Annotated in this window: 18 protein-coding genes; 4 read left to right on the forward strand and 14 right to left on the reverse strand. The window is 60.3% G+C overall.

All coding sequences use genetic code 11. The annotated features are described in order from the left end of the window. Window positions 1-191: 191 nt before the first annotated feature. The 3 genes from ACK4FF_RS01150 to ACK4FF_RS01160 all read right to left on the reverse strand — a co-directional run bounded on the left by ACK4FF_RS01150 (window position 192) and on the right by ACK4FF_RS01160 (window position 2,924). Window positions 192-1,730, reverse strand: coding sequence for an ammonium transporter (locus ACK4FF_RS01150; protein WP_409703694.1), 1,539 nt, complete (start codon window positions 1,728-1,730; stop codon window positions 192-194). Between the two features lie 16 nt (window positions 1,731-1,746). Then, window positions 1,747-2,085, reverse strand: coding sequence for a P-II family nitrogen regulator (locus ACK4FF_RS01155; protein WP_409703697.1), 339 nt, complete (start codon window positions 2,083-2,085; stop codon window positions 1,747-1,749). Window positions 2,086-2,156: 71 nt separating this feature from the next. Beyond that, window positions 2,157-2,924, reverse strand: coding sequence for a TorF family putative porin (locus tag ACK4FF_RS01160; RefSeq protein WP_409703700.1), 768 nt, complete (start codon window positions 2,922-2,924; stop codon window positions 2,157-2,159). A gap of 207 nt (window positions 2,925-3,131) precedes the next feature. Between ACK4FF_RS01160 and ACK4FF_RS01165 the strand changes: the two genes are divergently transcribed. Both ACK4FF_RS01165 and ACK4FF_RS01170 read left to right on the forward strand, forming a co-directional pair. Continuing rightward, a complete protein-coding gene (locus tag ACK4FF_RS01165; protein WP_409703703.1) occupies window positions 3,132-3,365 on the forward strand; it encodes an accessory factor UbiK family protein in 234 nt (77 codons plus the stop codon). 106 nt (window positions 3,366-3,471) lie between these two features. Then, a complete protein-coding gene (locus ACK4FF_RS01170) occupies window positions 3,472-5,055 on the forward strand; it encodes a YifB family Mg chelatase-like AAA ATPase (RefSeq protein ID WP_409703706.1) in 1,584 nt (527 codons plus the stop codon). Window positions 5,056-5,072: 17 nt separating this feature from the next. Here the strand turns inward: ACK4FF_RS01170 and ACK4FF_RS01175 are convergent, their stop codons facing one another. Together ACK4FF_RS01175 and ACK4FF_RS01180 are read right to left on the reverse strand one after the other, a co-directional pair. Further along, window positions 5,073-6,365: an MFS transporter gene (locus ACK4FF_RS01175; RefSeq protein ID WP_409703709.1), complete on the reverse strand. Its 1,293-nt coding sequence runs from the start codon at window positions 6,363-6,365 to the stop codon at window positions 5,073-5,075. A gap of 35 nt (window positions 6,366-6,400) precedes the next feature. Beyond that, the gene (locus ACK4FF_RS01180; protein ID WP_409703712.1) at window positions 6,401-6,955 is read right to left on the reverse strand and encodes a hypothetical protein; all 555 of its coding nucleotides are present in this window, start codon (window positions 6,953-6,955) and stop codon (window positions 6,401-6,403) included. A 91-nt stretch (window positions 6,956-7,046) separates the two neighbouring features. Here ACK4FF_RS01180 and ACK4FF_RS01185 point away from each other — a divergent pair, with 91 nt between their 5' ends. Then, window positions 7,047-7,376, forward strand: a complete 330-nt coding sequence (locus tag ACK4FF_RS01185) for a DUF1840 domain-containing protein (RefSeq protein WP_409703715.1) — start codon at window positions 7,047-7,049, stop codon at window positions 7,374-7,376. Here the strand turns inward: ACK4FF_RS01185 and ACK4FF_RS01190 are convergent. After that, window positions 7,373-7,891 carry a DUF962 domain-containing protein gene (locus ACK4FF_RS01190; RefSeq protein ID WP_409703718.1) on the reverse strand — a complete coding sequence of 173 codons (519 nt, stop codon included), beginning with the start codon at window positions 7,889-7,891 and terminating at the stop codon, window positions 7,373-7,375. The two genes, ACK4FF_RS01185 and ACK4FF_RS01190, sit on opposite strands and share 4 nt — an antisense overlap. Before the next feature lie 153 nt (window positions 7,892-8,044). Between ACK4FF_RS01190 and ACK4FF_RS01195 the strand changes: the two genes are divergently transcribed. After that, window positions 8,045-8,755, forward strand: a complete 711-nt coding sequence (locus tag ACK4FF_RS01195; protein ID WP_409703721.1) for a Crp/Fnr family transcriptional regulator — start codon at window positions 8,045-8,047, stop codon at window positions 8,753-8,755. A gap of 7 nt (window positions 8,756-8,762) precedes the next feature. Here the strand turns inward: ACK4FF_RS01195 and ACK4FF_RS01200 are convergent, their stop codons facing one another. The 8 genes from ACK4FF_RS01200 to ACK4FF_RS01235 form a co-directional block, all read right to left on the reverse strand. Continuing rightward, window positions 8,763-9,503, reverse strand: a complete 741-nt coding sequence (locus ACK4FF_RS01200; RefSeq protein WP_409703724.1) for an anti-sigma factor domain-containing protein — start codon at window positions 9,501-9,503, stop codon at window positions 8,763-8,765. Continuing rightward, window positions 9,500-10,048, reverse strand: a complete 549-nt coding sequence (locus ACK4FF_RS01205) for a sigma-70 family RNA polymerase sigma factor (RefSeq protein ID WP_409703727.1) — start codon at window positions 10,046-10,048, stop codon at window positions 9,500-9,502. Before ACK4FF_RS01205 ends, ACK4FF_RS01200 begins: the two co-directional genes overlap by 4 nt. Window positions 10,049-10,117: 69 nt before the next feature. After that, window positions 10,118-10,594 (reverse strand): Dps family protein, encoded by a 477-nt coding sequence (locus tag ACK4FF_RS01210; protein ID WP_409704823.1) that lies wholly within the window; start codon window positions 10,592-10,594, stop codon window positions 10,118-10,120. A gap of 79 nt (window positions 10,595-10,673) precedes the next feature. Further along, window positions 10,674-11,810 carry an SMP-30/gluconolactonase/LRE family protein gene (locus tag ACK4FF_RS01215; RefSeq protein ID WP_409703730.1) on the reverse strand — a complete coding sequence of 379 codons (1,137 nt, stop codon included), beginning with the start codon at window positions 11,808-11,810 and terminating at the stop codon, window positions 10,674-10,676. A gap of 63 nt (window positions 11,811-11,873) precedes the next feature. Next, the gene (locus ACK4FF_RS01220) at window positions 11,874-12,248 is read right to left on the reverse strand and encodes a copper-binding protein (protein WP_409703733.1); all 375 of its coding nucleotides are present in this window, start codon (window positions 12,246-12,248) and stop codon (window positions 11,874-11,876) included. A gap of 18 nt (window positions 12,249-12,266) precedes the next feature. Then, window positions 12,267-13,646, reverse strand: coding sequence for a multicopper oxidase family protein (locus ACK4FF_RS01225; protein ID WP_409703736.1), 1,380 nt, complete (start codon window positions 13,644-13,646; stop codon window positions 12,267-12,269). Window positions 13,647-13,661: 15 nt separating this feature from the next. Next, a complete protein-coding gene (locus ACK4FF_RS01230; protein WP_409703739.1) occupies window positions 13,662-15,092 on the reverse strand; it encodes a TolC family protein in 1,431 nt (476 codons plus the stop codon). Window positions 15,093-15,161: 69 nt separating this feature from the next. After that, window positions 15,162-16,154, reverse strand: coding sequence for a metal-dependent hydrolase (locus tag ACK4FF_RS01235; RefSeq protein WP_409703742.1), 993 nt, complete (start codon window positions 16,152-16,154; stop codon window positions 15,162-15,164). Between the last annotated feature and the right edge of the window lie 173 nt (window positions 16,155-16,327).

Consider the following 16,327-nt stretch of genomic DNA (forward strand, 5'->3'; position numbering starts at 1 on the left):
GTCGCCAAGGGTGGGGAGGCCGTGCAGATCGGCCGCGAGAGCCGTTCGCACTCGGGGTGCTGTTCACTGTGCAGACCTTGGCGTCGGTTGATAGCTGGCGAGCACAGGCAACAAAAAAGGCTCCCGAAGGAGCCTTTGGAGCCCCCGCCCGAGGGCGGAGGGGAGTTCCAACTTTCGTTGGAGAGTGAACTTTACTTCACGTAGGCTTGTTCGCCGTGTGAGCTGATGTCCAGACCTTCGCGTTCGGCTTCTTCCGGTACGCGCAGACCAATCACCAGGTCAACCACTTTGTAAGCGATCACAGACACTACAGCAGACCAGACGATGGTGATAACCACGGCCTTGGCTTGCACCAGAACCTGGCTGGCGATGGAGTAATCACCGGCAGCGATCATGGTCACAGTGGTCCAGTCGGCCACAGCGGATGGGCCGCCCAGGTTGGGGCTGTTGAACACACCGGTCAACAGGGCACCCAGGATACCGCCTACGCCGTGAACACCGAACACGTCCAGAGAGTCGTCAGCGCCCAGCAGTTTCTTCAGGCCAGACACGCCCCACAGACACAGGAAGCCAGCCAGCAGACCGATGATGATGGCACCGGCGATACCGACGTTACCTGCAGCAGGAGTGATCGCAACCAGACCAGCTACCGCACCCGAGGCTGCGCCCAACATGGAGGCTTTGCCTTTGAGCAGTGCTTCACCAGCACACCAGGCCAGCACAGCAGCAGCGGTGGCTACCAGGGTGTTTGCGAAGGCCAGGGCAGCGAAACCGTTGGCTTCCAGAGCGGAACCGGCATTGAAACCGAACCAGCCCACCCACAGCAGAGAGGCACCAACCATGGTCAGGGTCAGGCTGTGAGGAGTCATGGCTTCTTTGCCGTAACCCACACGCTTGCCAACCATGTAAGCACCCACCAAGCCAGCCACAGCGGCGTTGATGTGAACCACGGTACCGCCAGCGAAGTCCAGCGCGCCCAGTTGCCAGATGTAACCGGCTTTGGCGTTCATGGCGTCAACCACTTCAGCGCCGGTGTAGGCATCAGGACCCATCCAGAACCACACCATGTGGGCCACTGGGATGTAGCTGAAGGTGAACCACAGCACCATGAAGGCCAGCACAGCGCTGAACTTCACACGTTCGGCGAAGGCACCGACGATCAGGGCACAGGTAATACCAGCAAATGTGGACTGGAAAGCCGCGAAGATGATTTCGGGGATGACCACGCCTTTGCTGAAGGTGGCGCCGTTGGCGAATGTACCTGCGGCGTTGTCCCAAATACCGGCCAACATCACACGGTCAAAACCACCGATGAATGCGTTGCCTTCGGTGAACGCGAGGCTGTAGCCGTAGATGAACCACAACACAACGATCAGGGAGAAGGTCACCATCACTTGCATCAGCACGGACAGCATGTTCTTGCTGCGGACCAAGCCGCCGTAGAACAGGGCCAAGCCAGGCACGGTCATCAAGATCACCAGCAGCGTGGCCAGCATCATGAATGCGTTGTCGCCTTTTTCAGGCACGGGTGCAGGAGCAGCCTCGGCAGGTGCTTCAGCGGGAGCGGCTGCAGCAGGCGCTGCAACAGCAGGAGCCGCAGCTTCAGCAGCAGGCGCTGCGGCGGCGGGTGCGGCAGTTGGAGCTGCCGTGGATTCCTGGGCAAAGCTTGGGCTCATTGCACTGAAACCCAGTGCCGCCGCTGCCAGCCAGACAGTCAGAAATTTTTTCATGGGGTTCCTCACTCGATTAAAGTGCCTCTTTACCGGTTTCGCCTGTGCGAATACGGGTAACACTCAATAGGTCGAATACGAAAATCTTGCCGTCGCCGATCTTGCCGGTCTTGGCTGCGGTTTCAATGGCCTCGCAGGCTTGGTCAACCAAGCTGTCGTCCACTGCAACTTCGATTTTCACTTTGGGCAGGAAGTCCACCACGTACTCGGCGCCCCGATACAATTCAGTGTGGCCTTTTTGACGGCCAAAACCCTTGACCTCGGTCACGGTGATGCCTTGAACGCCAATGGCAGACAGCGCCTCGCGGACCTCATCCAGCTTGAATGGCTTAATGATTGCTGTGATTAGCTTCATTACGCTCTCCTGAAAATGAAATTGAAGAGGGTTAAAACAGCGCCCCTCTTCAGAGCGCTGTCTCAGCCCAATTAGAAGGACTTGGAAACGGACAACACAGCAGCCGATTTGTACAGGTTGCGCGTTACACCGCGGCCATCATTGGCTTGGTAGAAGCCTTTGTTGTCCAGGTCGGTCACGTTGTGCAGAGTCAGACCCAGTGTCAGGCCAGCCACAGGCTTGGTCACACCCAGTGTGTAGTGGGTGTAGCTGATGGCATTGGCGCCAGCGTTGTCATTCTTGATGTCAACGATACCGACGCGTGCGTTCAGGGTCAGGTCCCAGAAGGGCAGGCCATCGGTGTAACCCAGGTCGAGGTAAGTGGTGCCCTTGGCATCAGTTGCGGGGGCAGCACCGCGGAAACCGAAGTAGCCGTCGCTCACTGTGTAGTACAGTTTGCCGCTCAGGGGGCCGTAGCTCAGGCCACCGTACACTTCAGTGGTGTCCAAGCCCACTGTGCTGGGGTAGTAGTAGCGAATGGCGCCGACGTCGTAGCCAACACCTTTGAATTCACCTTTGTAACCACCGTACAGGTCCATTTCCAGGTTTGCACCGGCAACGCCTGGTCCGAAGTCAACGTTGGAGTTCCAGTTACCGACGTAGAAGCCGCTGGAATGGGCGTAATCGAAACCACCTTGCAAGGCAGGCTTGGTCAGGGTTTGGGAAATACCACGGAAGCGATAGTCTGATGTAACAGTCACGTTGGCGGTGATTGGATTGTCAGCAGCGGACGCAGCCTGGAAAGCCCCGAAAGTTGACACTGCAGCGAGTACTGCGTTGGCCAGCAAATGTTTTTTCATCTCACTCTCCTAAAAAAAGATGAATGCCGTGTAATTTTTGGCAAGACGGGATTAGCGAGAAGCGTGCCACCCCAAATGGGTCAGTAAAATAATGACAAATCCCCCGTTTTCGGGCACCTTGATTTATCAGTATTTGGCATTCGCTCCCCGTGCACCACTATAGTGCACCATCGTGGTGCAGAAAACCCCTACTTTTGGAGTCTGGCCGTGAGTACCAACCCCTTTGATGCTGTCAGCCGCCGCGTGTCCGATTTCCTGGGACAGCGGGGCCTGCAAAACCTTGAAAACCCGGTCACCCAGTTGATCCGCCAAAGCCTTCAGGACATGGAATTTGTGACGCTGGAAGAGTTTGAGATTCAGAAAGCGGTGATCGACCGCCTTCGCCAAAAGGTGCTGGCCCTTGAAGACCGGGTGAAGGCACTGGAACAGGGCAAAGGCTGAAACCCACCACCCAAGCTTCACCCATCCTAGCGACACACCGCACCCCAAGTTCAGGGGCGCGGGCCGGTGTTTCCCATAATGGTCTGCTTACCCTTTGGGCCAGACCATGCCACTTGCCACGCTGAACAGCCTTACCTTCATCGGCCTGAAGGCCATACCCGTGCACATTGAGGTGCATTTGTCGTCGGGGTTGCCTTCGTTTGCGCTGGTTGGTCTGCCCGACGCGGAAATTCGAGAGTCCAGGGAACGGGTGCGATCGGCCCTCATCAACAGCGGTTTTGAGTTTCCTGCCCAACGCATCACCGTGAACCTGGCGCCGGCCGACCTGCCCAAAGGCAGCGCTGCCTTTGATTTGGCCATCGCCCTGGGCATTGCCCAAGCCTCGGGCCAATTGGCCAAAGCGGACACCAGCGGCTGGATTTTTGCGGGGGAACTGTCGCTGTCAGGCGCCTTGGTGGGGGTGCGCAGCCCCTTGGCGCTGGCCGCTTCGGTGCGCCGGGACAACCAAGGCCGCAACCCCGCCCGCCAATTGATGCTGCCCAAAGCGCAGGCGCAAGCCGCAGCCCAGGTGCCTGGCCTTGCGGTGTACGGCGCCAATTCCCTGTTTGAAGTGGCGGCCCACTTGGTGGGCCATGGCACCCCGCTGGAACCCACCGCCCCAAACGTTGCTGAGGGTGGCGCTGCCCATGAAGGTGCCGACATGCGGGAGGTGATTGGCCACAATGTGGCCAAACGGGCCTTGCTGACCGCCGCTGCCGGGCAGCACCACATTCGGCTGGTGGGGCCGCCGGGTTCGGGCAAATCGATGTTGGCCCAACGCTTGTCGGGTTTGCTGCCCGCGCTGCCCTTTGAAGAGTCACTGGATGTGGCCGCCATTCGAAGCCTGAAGGGCGAAGGGGACCGGCTGGACGCTCAGCGCCCTTACCGCAACCCGCACCCCAGTACATCCATGGTGGCCTTGATTGGTGGTGGCAACCCGCCCATGCCCGGGGAAATTACGCTGGCGCATCAAGGCCTGCTGTTCACTGACGAAGTGCTGGAATATGACCGGCGCGCCTTGGAGGCCCTGCGTGAGCCTCTGGAAACCGGGCGGGTCAATATTTCCCGCGCGGGGCACCAAGCCAGCTTTCCGGCACGTTTTCTGTGGGTGTGCGCCCACAACCCCTGCCCCTGCGGCTGGCTGGGCCACCCGGTGCGGGAATGCCGATGCAGCCCTGAACAGGTGCGGCGCTATCAGGGGCGGTTGTCGGGCCCGCTGGCCGACCGGTTGGACATTTCGATTGAAGTGCTTCCCGTGGACCACGCCGAATTACTCGCCGCTGAAGGCAACACCACCGAGGGGCGCGAGCCCCGCAGCACGGCAGACCTGCTGGCCGAAGTGCAAGCCTGCAGAGCGGTTCAGCTGGAGAGGCAACACTGCCTGAATGGCGAATTGGGCCCCGGCCAAATTGCCCTGTATTGCAAAACCACACCCGAGGCTGAAAAGCTGTTGCTGGCCGTGGCCCGGCAACTGCACCTGTCGGCCCGGGGGCTACACCGCATTGTGCGGGTGGCACGCACGATTGCCGACCTGGACCACAGCGAACGCATCGACCGCAAACACATGGCCACCGCCATTCAGTACCGGCGCAGCCTGAACCAGAACCCCGCCGGCCCCGTGCAGGGCAAGCCGGTGGCCAGCGCGGCGTAAGCGCAAATGGGTGCTGCTTAGCGAACAGGCATCTGCAAATGGCTTAATGCGCGGCCTGGGCGAATGAACCACAGCCAACTGGCCACCTGCCCGGCCAGCAACAGGCCAAGGGAACCCCGCATGGCATCGGCACGGCCAAGCCCCAAGGCCATGAGCGCATCAATTCCCAAGCCGATGCCCCATTGAATGCTGAAGGCGCCCACGAAAATCATCAGGTTCAGGGCGGTGCTTGAACGGCCGGTGAGGTGACGAGAAAACGGTTTGTTGCAGGTGGTGTAAGTCATCACCGAGGTGGCGGTCATCAACCCGTGCACCAGCCACACCCACAAGGATGATTGTTTGCCCAGCAGCAGTTGCACCCCAAAAATGGCCAAGGCCAGGCCCATGCCCACCACCAGAATCAGGTCTTCGTCTTTGCCGGCTTTGCTCATGCGGCGGGTTGCCGTGCCCACCACCAGATAGCCCAACATCAGCGCTGCCGAGATCCAGAACATGTTGATGGCGGCTTGGTGGTTGCTCAAACCGACCACATCGGTGAACCACGGGCCAACCCACAAGCCTTGATAGGCCATGAAGCCCCCTTGCAGCACCGTGGCCATGGGCGCCACGCGCCAGAAATGGGGGTGACGGAAGATGGTGCGAAAACCCGCCGCCATTTCGCTAAGGGACTCGGCCTTCTGCGGCTTGAACAAGGCCGGCATGGCAAACCACAGTGACGCCGCACTGGCCACACACAACACGGCCGAGGCCACAAACACACCACGCCAGCCCAAGTGGGGCAACAGCGCTTCAACCGGCGTGGTCACCGTGAGGGCGCCCAAGGAGCCTGCAGTCAACATCCACGACGACATGCTGGCCTGCATGTGGGGCTTGAAGTAGAGGGAATACGCCTTGATGGCAGCCATGAGGCAGGCCGAAACGCCGACGCCGATAAGCGCCCGGCCCACCCACAGGCCGGTGAAGCTGTCCGCAGCGGCAAACACCAGCGCCCCTAACGCAGCGACGCACACCAGCACAGCCTCAACCCGCCGGGGGCCATAACGGTCCAGCATCACGCCAACCGGCAACTGCATGACTGCGAAGGCCAGAAAATACGCGGAGGCCAAGAGCCCCAATTGCCCGGCACTCAGGCTGAGTTCCTGCACCAAGGGTTGCGCAATGACGGCGTTAATCGCCCGGTACGCATACGACAGCATGTAGGCGGCTGCAAACAGCAGAAACATTCGAACGGCCAGGCGGCCGGAAACCCAGATTCGCTCATGGCCGTCAGGGTCCAGCTCGCGATGCAGGTCAGGGTGTTGAGTCAACATGGTGGTGGTTTTGGGATGTAAATGGTGTTTTCAGGTCAGCGGCCCAGCAGGCGAAACCCCGTGAACCAAGGGGTGCTGACCTCGGCGCCCAATGCGGTTGCAGGGCCCATGGCCACCACTTCAAACAACACGTCGCGGTGAACAAAAAAGCGGGCCATGACGACCGCAGGCCGACCATCGGGCAGGCTGCCTTGAAGACTGATCCGCTGCCCGGGCAGGCCCAGCCATTCCTCGCTGCTGAGCTGCGGGGTTGGCGCCCGCACATTGTTGGCCAAAGCCTGGGCCAAGGCGGCCGTCAATGCTTGGCCCCGGCCTGCCCAAGCGCCAGTGAGGGGCACGGTGCCCACCGCGAAATACACGTCCTGCGCCTGTGCCGCCTGTAAGGTGAGGGGCACTTGGGCTTGCAGCAATTGCAATTGGCGAGTCACCTGCACCGGCTTGTCCGGAAAGGTGGCGGAATAGCCCAAGTCTTCATTGGGGACAACTCGCCAGTTGAACGCCGGGGAACACGCCGACAGGCCTGCCAACAGAAGAGTCAGCAGACCGAGGAAAAAAGCACGACTGTGCTGGACACGAGGCTTGGGGACCATGAAAACGCTCACAATACACCTTTGAGGGCCACCCATTGTAGTGTGCCCAATGAACCCGCCCACCGACCGATTGATTGCGAGACCAGAAAAGATGGCGATCGTGAAATTCAAATCCAAAGCAGCCGCCGACATTGTGATGTTCAAAAACAATGCGGAGGACTTGTTTCGGGTGATGGGGCTTGAGCTGTCAGGCCGTGGGGTGATTGAACCCGCCGACCTGCCCGCCTTGCACGCCCAATTGGTGGCCGCCATCAACACGGAGAAGATGGCGCAGGCCGAGCCCGTGGATGAAACCGACCTAAGCGCTGAAGAAAAGGCGGCGCTGAGCAACCAGGTCAGCCTGGGGCAACGTGCTTACCCCCTGCTGCAGATGATGGAAGCCGCCATGCGCAAGCAGGTGGATGTGCACTGGGGGTTTTAAGCGCGAGCCTCGCGGCGGCGCACTGGCCCGGCCTGGTGTTCAACCGCATTGCGGGTGCCTTTGCCCACGCCAATCAAAAAGCCCAGTTCAGCCACCACGAACAGGGGGCCAATCACCAGGCCCATCAAGTCGTCCACAAACGCAGGTTTGCGGCCTTCATAGTAGTGGCCCACAAACTGGATGATCCAGCCCAGCACGAACAGGCCCACACCCACCGACGCCCAGGCGATGGTGCCCAGGTTGGCAAACTGGTTGGCCACCAACAGCAAAGCCCCATGGGCCACAAACATGGCCAGCCCGTAGCCCACACTGAGGCGGAAGTAATAGAGGCTTGAGAGCAAAAACGCCAGCAAGGCGGCATTCAATGACAGGCCAGCCACGTCAAAAACCGGGCGGGACAGCAGCACAAACATGGACAGCACAATGATGGGAATGCCCACAAAGTGCGTGGCAATGTTGCGGGGGTCGCGGTGATATTCAGCGTATTTGCCCAATTGTTGGTGCAAAGCGGACATGGTGTTCTCCAACACAAACTGCGGTGTGACTAATGAGGCGCCAGTGTCGCAAAGGCTGGCGCTTGAATCTGTCAATTGCCTGACATAGTACGATCCATTAAGATCAACTGCACGTCACAACTCCAACACACAACAAGACGGACCCACATTCCCATGCAAATTGAGCACATCCAGTTGATCCTGAACCGGGGCCGGTGGTTTTCGAACCTGCCAGCACCGCTGAAGCAATGGCTGCTGGATTACGGGCAACTCAAAACCCTGACTGCCGGGCAGCGCCTGTTCTCGCGCGGCGACCAGGCCGACGGCATTTATGCGGTGCTGAAAGGGTCCATGCAAGTGGTGGGCGCCAGCAAATTTGGCGCGGAAGACAAACAGGTGATGCTGACGCTGATTGACCCACCGGACTGGTTTGGCGAGATTTGCCTGTTTGACCGGCAACCCCGCACCCACGATGCGCTGGCCGATTCGGCCTGTACCCTGTTTCATGTGCGCCAAGGCATGCTGGACATGGTGTGCCAGGAACACCCACAGTATTGGCGCGATTTCGGTTTGCTGTTGACCCAGAAAGTGAGGCTGATTTTTGGGGCGATTGAAGACGCTGCGCTGTTGCCCACGCCCATACGGCTGGCCCGGCGTATTCTGCTGATGGCCGAGGGTTATGGCATACGGGCGGACAGCGGCCAGTTGAGCAGCCGTGTGTTGCATGTGTCGCAGGACAAACTGTCGGACATGCTGGCGGTGTCACGCCAAACCATCAATCAGATTCTGAAAGAGATGGAAGGCGAGGGCATTTTGGCCTTGCGCCGGGGCAGCATTGAAATCATGAGCATGGACTTGCTGCGCGACAAAAGTCACATCAAGTAATTCACTCTCAGGGGTTCAAGGCCACTGTTTTTCCAGCCAACACCACGGGGCCGGTGGGTTTGTCCGCATAGGGCGAGCCGCCCGCAGGTTCCAGGCTGACGGCAAACAATTGTTGATCGGTCAGGCCAGACAGCGCCTGTGCGGGCAACACCCAAGGTTTGCCCAGTTCAACCAAGCCTACGGCACGCACAGTGGCATCGCTGGGCCCTTTGGTCCACAACTGCAAGGATTTGCCCTGCACGCCGGCTGCGCCGCCCTGCACGGGCGAGCCGCCCAGTTGGTAAATGCGGACCATGTTGTCGGGCGCAGCCTCCACCAACCATTCGGTGCTGTTGTCCGGGCTTTTCATGATGGCCACGTAACGGGCCCCACCCGTGGCGGGTTCAGCACCGCCCAGCACTTGCACCGACAGCACCACGGCCACCACGGAGGCGGCCACAGCCCAGCCTTGCACCAAACGGCCCCACCAACCGGACAGGCCAGCCTTGCCAGCTTGGGCGGACGGGTTCTGAATGCGGGCGGCCACACCAGTCCACACCGCGGGGTTGACGGCGCTGGCTGCCGGAATGTTGGCGGCCATGCGGGTGAACTGTTCAGTCCAGTTCCGCACCTCGCGTGCCAGTTCCGGGTCCTGATTCAGGCGGGTTTCGAATGCGCTGCGCTCGCCCTCGGGCATGACCCCAAGCACGTACTCACCGGCTTCAATGACCCGAATGTCTTCGGGGGAATCGGCCTGATGCTCAGTCATGACAGGCACTCCTTCAATTTCAACAGCCCACGACGTATCCAGGACTTCACGCTGCCCAAGGGCGTATTCAAACGCTGGGCGATCTGTTCGTGGGTGTAACCCTCCACAAACGCCAACATGATGGCGTTGCGTTTGGCTTCATCCAGATGCCCCAGGCAGCGGTTCAGGCGCCCAGCTTCCTGGGCCAATTCCTGATTGTCCTCCTCTGACAGCTCAGGCAACACCAGGTCTTCCGAACTGGTCTCGTGGGCGTTCTTGCGCAGCAGGTTCAGGGCCTGGTTGCGCACGATGGTGTACACCCAACCCCGGGCTGAACCCAATGCTGGCGAATACATGCGCGCCCGGCTCCACACTTTGACCATGCCGTCCTGCAGGGCCTCTTCGGCCAACTCGCGGCGTTTGAGAATTCGCAAGGCAACGGCGTAAAGCCACCGCCCATCGCGCGCGTAAATGGCCTGCAGGGCAAATTGCTCGCCCCGAGCGCAGGCCATCACGGCCTCTTCATAGTCAAAGTCCTCGCCAGAGGCACTCACCTGTGATGTCATTGAAAGCTCAACCCGGCAGGGTTCCGTTTGGATGCAGCATGCGGCCCCCTCGACGGGGGACAAGGGTGATTAGTCTTCCAGCAGGGCACGCAACATCCACGCAGTTTTTTCGTGGATGTCCATGCGCTGGGTCAGCACGTCGGCGGAGGGCTGGTCGTCGGCCTCATCCACCACCGGGAAAATTTCGCGGGCTGTGCGGGCAATGGCTTCATGGCCTTTGGCCAGCAGTTCGACCATCTCCATGGCCTTAGGGGGCTTGGCGGGGGCGTCGGGCAGGGTACTCAGCTTGGCAAACTCGGCGTAAGAGCCGGGGGCGTGGAAGCCCAGCGCACGAATGCGTTCGGCGATGGGGTCCACGGCATTCCACATTTCGGTGTACTGGTCCATGAACATGGTGTGCAAGGTGTTGAACATCTTGCCGGTGACGTTCCAGTGGAAATTGTGGGTGGTGAGGTACAGGGTGTAGGTTTCCGCCAGCAGGCGGCTCAGACCTTGGGCAATGGCGGCGCGTTGGGCGTCGGGAATGCCGATGTTGATGGAAGGCATGTCGGGCTTTTTGCCAGCGACTTTCTTGGGGGCTTTGGCAGCGGGCGCTTTGGCCATGAGACAACTCCTGAAAAAAGGGTTAGCGAATGTCGGGCCTGGCCATGCGGGCCACACCGGCAACAGTCACTGAACTGAAGAACAACTGGTCGCCCACGGGGGTGACTTGGGTGATGTAATGGTACTGGTCAGCCTTGAGGGCTTGCAAATTGGCGCGCACCTGGCCTTGGTCGTCCACTGCCACAGCCATGGCGGTGCGGTTGACCGGGAAACTCACCACTTCCAGCAAGTGGCCCACCAAATTGCGGATGGTCGGGTACGGTGCCAGCAGGTCCACGAGCTTGTCGCGGCTGCTGGGCAAGGCCACCCAGTGCAGGCCTTGGGCGTCGGTGCGGATGTTGTCGGGGAAACCGGGTAGGTTGTCGATGAGCACTTCGGTTTGCCCGGCTTTGGGCCCGGCGATCCAGTGCCGGTGAACCCAGTAACTGCCTGTTTCGGTGAACACCACGGCGTCACCGGCTTTGGACAGGGTCACGCCGTTGACGAAATTCAGGGCATCCTTCACCAAGCTGACCTGATGGGTGGCGAAGTCGTAACGGTACAGGCGACCATGGCCACCGTGTTCCAGCAGGTCGATGACCACCGCGTCCATGCCGTACTTGGTGGATGCATCGGAAAAATAGGCGGCTTGGCCATCCGGGGTTACGGCCACATCGTCCACAAACCGCATGGTTTGGCCTTCAAACTGCGAGGCCAGCACCTTCACGCTGGTGCTGGGGGTGGACAGGCCCGCCACATCCACTTTCAACAAACCACGCTGGCCGTCAGCCACCACCAAAAAACCCTCTGGGTGAAACGTCATGCCCAAGGGCCGGCCACCGGTGTTGACCACCATTTCCAAAGGTACGGCATCGGCCTGGCCCGGCATGGCCAATTGACTGGGGCTGAAACGAACAATGTCGCCATTGGCCAGCCCGGTGTACAGCTTGCCATCGGGGCCCAAGGCGAGCGATTCAGGTTGCGGCAGGTTGGCCCGGCCATGCACGGTGATGGCGGCCAAGGCGTCGTTGCGCTGGTAGGGGCCTGTGTCCAATGACGGGGCAGGGGCAGGCGCCCACGCAACCGACTGAATGTTGTTTTTGCTGCACAGGGCCAGGCCGCCGATGACGACCACGGGAAGCAGCACCACAGGAACGATGATTTTGCGCCAAAGGCTCATGCACACCCCTGTCTTTGTTGGTTATGGGACAAAGGGTGATGATAAAGGAGGATTTCGGCGGTTTTAGGGGGCTGGCGCTTTTTGCAGGCGAGTCACGATCAGTTGCGAACCCGCTTTGCGGACGGTGAAGCGCACCTTGTCGCCTTCTGCCAAGCCTTCCAGGTTTTGCGTGTTGTCGACGCTGAACACCATGGTCATTGGGGGCATCCCCACCGAACGCAATTCGCCATGCCGTAACGTGAGTGTTCCTGCGGCCTTGTTGACGCGGCGAACCTCGCCCTCGGCCCAGGCTTCGGCGGCATCAGCAGGTGCTGTTTGTGCGCTGTGCCCGGCATGGTCATGGGCTTGGGCGAGGGCTGCGGATGAGGCTGCTGAAAGGCCCCCGAGAGAACCGGCAAGCAACACCAGATTCAACGATTGTTTAACGTGACTGTTCATTAAAAACACTCCTGCTGTTCAGTGGCCGGCGTGGCCGCCGGGTTTTCGGATTTGAATGGGTGGCCGACTGGGCTTGACCAGTGGGGCTGGCCTGCTTGGCTCGGGAACAGGGCCTGTGGCCTCCGTGGCCACAGTACCCGCAGGGTGTTTGAACCAGCCGGGGTCGGTGTAGTCGCCAGTGGGTTGATCCTTGCGAACCTTCAGGACCGTGAACATACCGCCCATTTCCAGTGAGCCAAAAGGCCCGTCGCCCGTCATCATGGGCAGGGTGTTGTCGGGCAGCGGCATGGACATGGACGACATTTCGGCCATCCCGGCCTGACCCATGGCCATGTAGTCGGGGATCAGGTTGGTGATTTTCTCAGCCACTCCTCGTTGGTCCACGCCAATCATCGTGGGCAAACCATGGCCCATGGCATTCATGGTGTGGTGGCTTTTGTGGCAGTGCAAGGCCCAATCGCCTTCTTCATCTGCGAGAAACTCCATTTGCCGCATCTGGCCCACGGCAATGTCCACAGTGACTTCGGGCCATCGGGCGGAGCGCGGAACAGGCCCACCATCGGTGCCGGTCACCTCGAACTCATGCCCGTGCAAGTGAATGGGGTGGTTGGTCATGGTGAGGTTGCCCACGCGCAGCCGGACGCGCTCGTTTTTACGGGCCACCAGCGGGGCAATCCCCGGAAACACTCGGCTGTTCCAGGTCCAGAGGTTGAAATCCAGCATGGTCATGACCTTGGGCGTGGCCGCCCCGGGGTCGATGTCATAGGCGTTGAGCAGGAAACAATAATCGCGGTCCACTGGTTGGATGTGTGGATGTTGGCCCTTGGGATGGGTGACCCAAAAGCCCATCATGCCCATCGCCATTTGTACCATTTCGTCGGCGTGCGGGTGGTACATGAAGGTGCCGGGCCGCCGCGCCACAAACTCATACACAAAGGTTTTCCCGGACGGGATGGGGGGCTGGGTCAGACCACTGACACCGTCCATGCCATTGGGCAGGCGCTGGCCGTGCCAATGCACACTGGTGTGCTCCGACAGGCGGTTGGTGACATAAATTCGAACCCGGTCGCCTTCGACCACTTCGATGGTGGGGCCAGGGCTTTGCCCGTTGTAGCCCCACAAATTGGCCACCATGCCAGGGGCCAATTCCCGCTGAACTGGTTCTGCAACAAGGTGAAACTCCTTGACGCCTTGATTCATGCGCCAAGGCAAGGTCCAACCGTTCAGGGTAACGACGGGGTTGTACGGACGGCCATTGGGTGGCAACCAGGGGCCTTGGGTGTCGGCACTGGCCTGGAAAACCGGCTCGGGAATGGCCGCCATGGCCACGGGGGCCACAGACGCACCCGCCAGGGCCAGCGTGGCGTGTTGGATGAATGAACGTCGTGTGGGGTTCACGGTCGGGAAGCTCCATCAATGCCGGTCGACGGCGGCGTAGGACTGAGCAGCGGTGCTTTGGGGCATTGGTGACTGGGCATCGATGGGCCGCCCAACGACACTGGCCTGCAAAGCCGCATCCGCCCGCCAGAATTGAGCCTGTGCATCCAGCGCCCGCGACACCACCGCGATTTGTTCACGGTTGTCGGCCAGCAATTCGAACACGCTGATCATCATGGCGTTGTAACGCAGCAGGTTTTCCTCGGCCATTTTTCGGCGCAGGGGTATCAGTTCGGTTTGGTAGTGTCGGGCCAATTCATGGGCGGTTCGGTAAGAATCATGCGCCTGCCGTACATGGGAGGAGGCCTGAACAAGGACAGTCTGAACACGCGCGGCGGCCGCCTGAAGTGAGGCATCCAGACGCTGGCGAATCACTCTGCCGTCATCAAACAGCGGCAGGGTCAGGTCAAGTTCGCCCCCCCGCCCTCGGCTGCCTTGGCCCGTGCTGGTGTCGCGGGCTGAATCGCGCCGGACACCCAGCTCAACGTCCAGCCAACTGGCGGGAATGACTACGCCCCGGCGTGCCGATTCATGGTTCAGCCAAGCCAGGGCCACTTGCAAGTCAATTCGGTCACGGGCCTGTTCCATGGTGTCTTTGACACTGGAAGGGGCCGCAGGAATGTCCGGCAATCGCCCTGGCAAACGCAAGCGCTCTGCGTGTTCCGCCGACAAACCCAAGAGGCGCACCAAAGTTTCACGGGTTTGTCGAACAGACAGATTGGTTTGGGCCACCATGGCAACGGCATCGGCCTGAAAGCCCTGTTGCCGCATACGGTCCAGCGCCGTGAAGTTGCCGGCCTGCTGCATGCGGTGTGCCAATTCGGAGCTGGCCGAGGCACTCTCAAACACCTGTTGGGCGTACTGTGCACGCGCTTGCGCGGCCACAGCATCAACCCAAGCCATGCGCACGGCAGTGACGTGGTCCACCAGAATTTGGGCTTGCATGGCCTGCCCCCACTCCAGGGCGCGGCCCGCCGCAGCCTGCCGCCAAGGCAAGGTCAACACATCAACCAAGCCGATGGTCAGCAGGCGGCCGATGTCCACTTCTGGGCCGGTAACCAAGCGCTCCAGAGACAGTACCGGGTTGGGCAGTCGGCCCTGCTGCACCAAGGTGGCTGTGCGGGCGGTTTGCTCGGCGATCAAGGCCTTCATCACCGGGCTGTGACGCAGGGCCACGGCCACCGCTGCGGCTTGGCTCAACTCAGAAGACAGCGCCTCGTCCAGTTCTGCCGGCGCCATGGCGGAATTGGCCCCAGCCCAGAGGCCTTGGGTGAACTGGGGATACTGCTGGTTCAGGTGTTGGGTATCCGCCTGAGGGTTTAAACCCACGCAGGCTGACAGCAAGGGCAACGCAGCGCAAAGCACCAGCCAAAACGGGTGGCGCTTGGGCAGTTGTACTTGAGACATGGTGGGCCCTTCTGAACGACAGTAGGGCCCACGGTAAACCTTCCAACTGTAGGAAGGTCAAGCCTGCATTCAGGCCTCGGCTGGCTGGAGCGCGGGGCTGACGACAGGCTTGCTGTTGACCGCCGTGGCGGCCTTGGCGGCCGGGGAGTTGGCGAGATAGTCCGACGCGATGTCGGTAGAGCCTTCCAGCGTGGGGTCGTACCAGGGGCTGAAATACGGCAGGGTGCGGTAAGCCAGCCACAAAGGCGAGGGCAGCAGGCCCCGGCGTGATTCAGAGAACCACTTGGCCCACATCCAGGGCCGGAACACAGAAGGCTTTTTGCCAGCAAAACGGGCGTCTTGAGACATCAGGTTGGCAGCGCCATCGACCCACAGCCCGAAAATCAGCGGGAAAACCAGCAAGGTCATGTAGTACCGGGAGAAATAAGACCCCCCTAAGTGCTTGTACAAGTCGAAAGCCACGCTGCGGTGTTCAACCTCTTCAGCGCCGTGCCAGCGCAACAGGTCCAGCAGCACTGGGTCGGCCTTCAGCTCGTCCCAGCGTTTGTTTTCAAGCACGTACATGCCCAGCACACAGGTGAGGTGCTCAATGGTGGCCACCAGGCCCAAACGGGCACGCAACCAAGGCATTTCAGCCCATTTGGGCAGTTGTTTGCCAAAGGGCTTGTCGTCGGCAATCACGCCGAACAGGTACTTCATCACGGCCCGGTTACGGCTGGGGTCAATGCCCCGCTGCACCAGGTATTCCTCGGTGGCCGCGTTGTGGCCACGGGCGTGCATGGCTTCCTGCTTGATGAAACCCCGCACGTCTTCTCGCAGTTTTTCATCGGTGATCATCGGCAGGGCCTTGTTGTACAGGCGGCAGAACCAGAATTCACCCTCGGGCAGAATCAGGTTGATCTCGTTGATGAAGTAGCTGGTGAAGGGCTCGTTGGGAATCCAGTCCAGAGGGGTGTTCTCCCAATCAAACTTGACTTGGCGCTGGCGCAGTTCGACGTCCGTTTTGGACGCAGGCCCTTGGTCTTGATGGCGCTTGAGCAGCGCACCCAGAATCTGTTTCATGTCAGGTCTCCTAGCACTGGGCTTGGGCGCTTACCTTACAACTTTGCGCCTCTTTATTGCCATTGAGTAATGTAATGGTTTGAGTGTAACCAACTCCCTAAAACTTGAGAAGAGGCCACGCTCTAGTTTTCGCTTGTCTACGACAAACGCGGGGTATGGCCTGACAAATTTGG

It is taken from the genome of Limnobacter sp. (genome assembly GCF_046297615.1).
Taxonomy (GTDB): Bacteria; Pseudomonadota; Gammaproteobacteria; order Burkholderiales; family Burkholderiaceae_B; genus Limnobacter.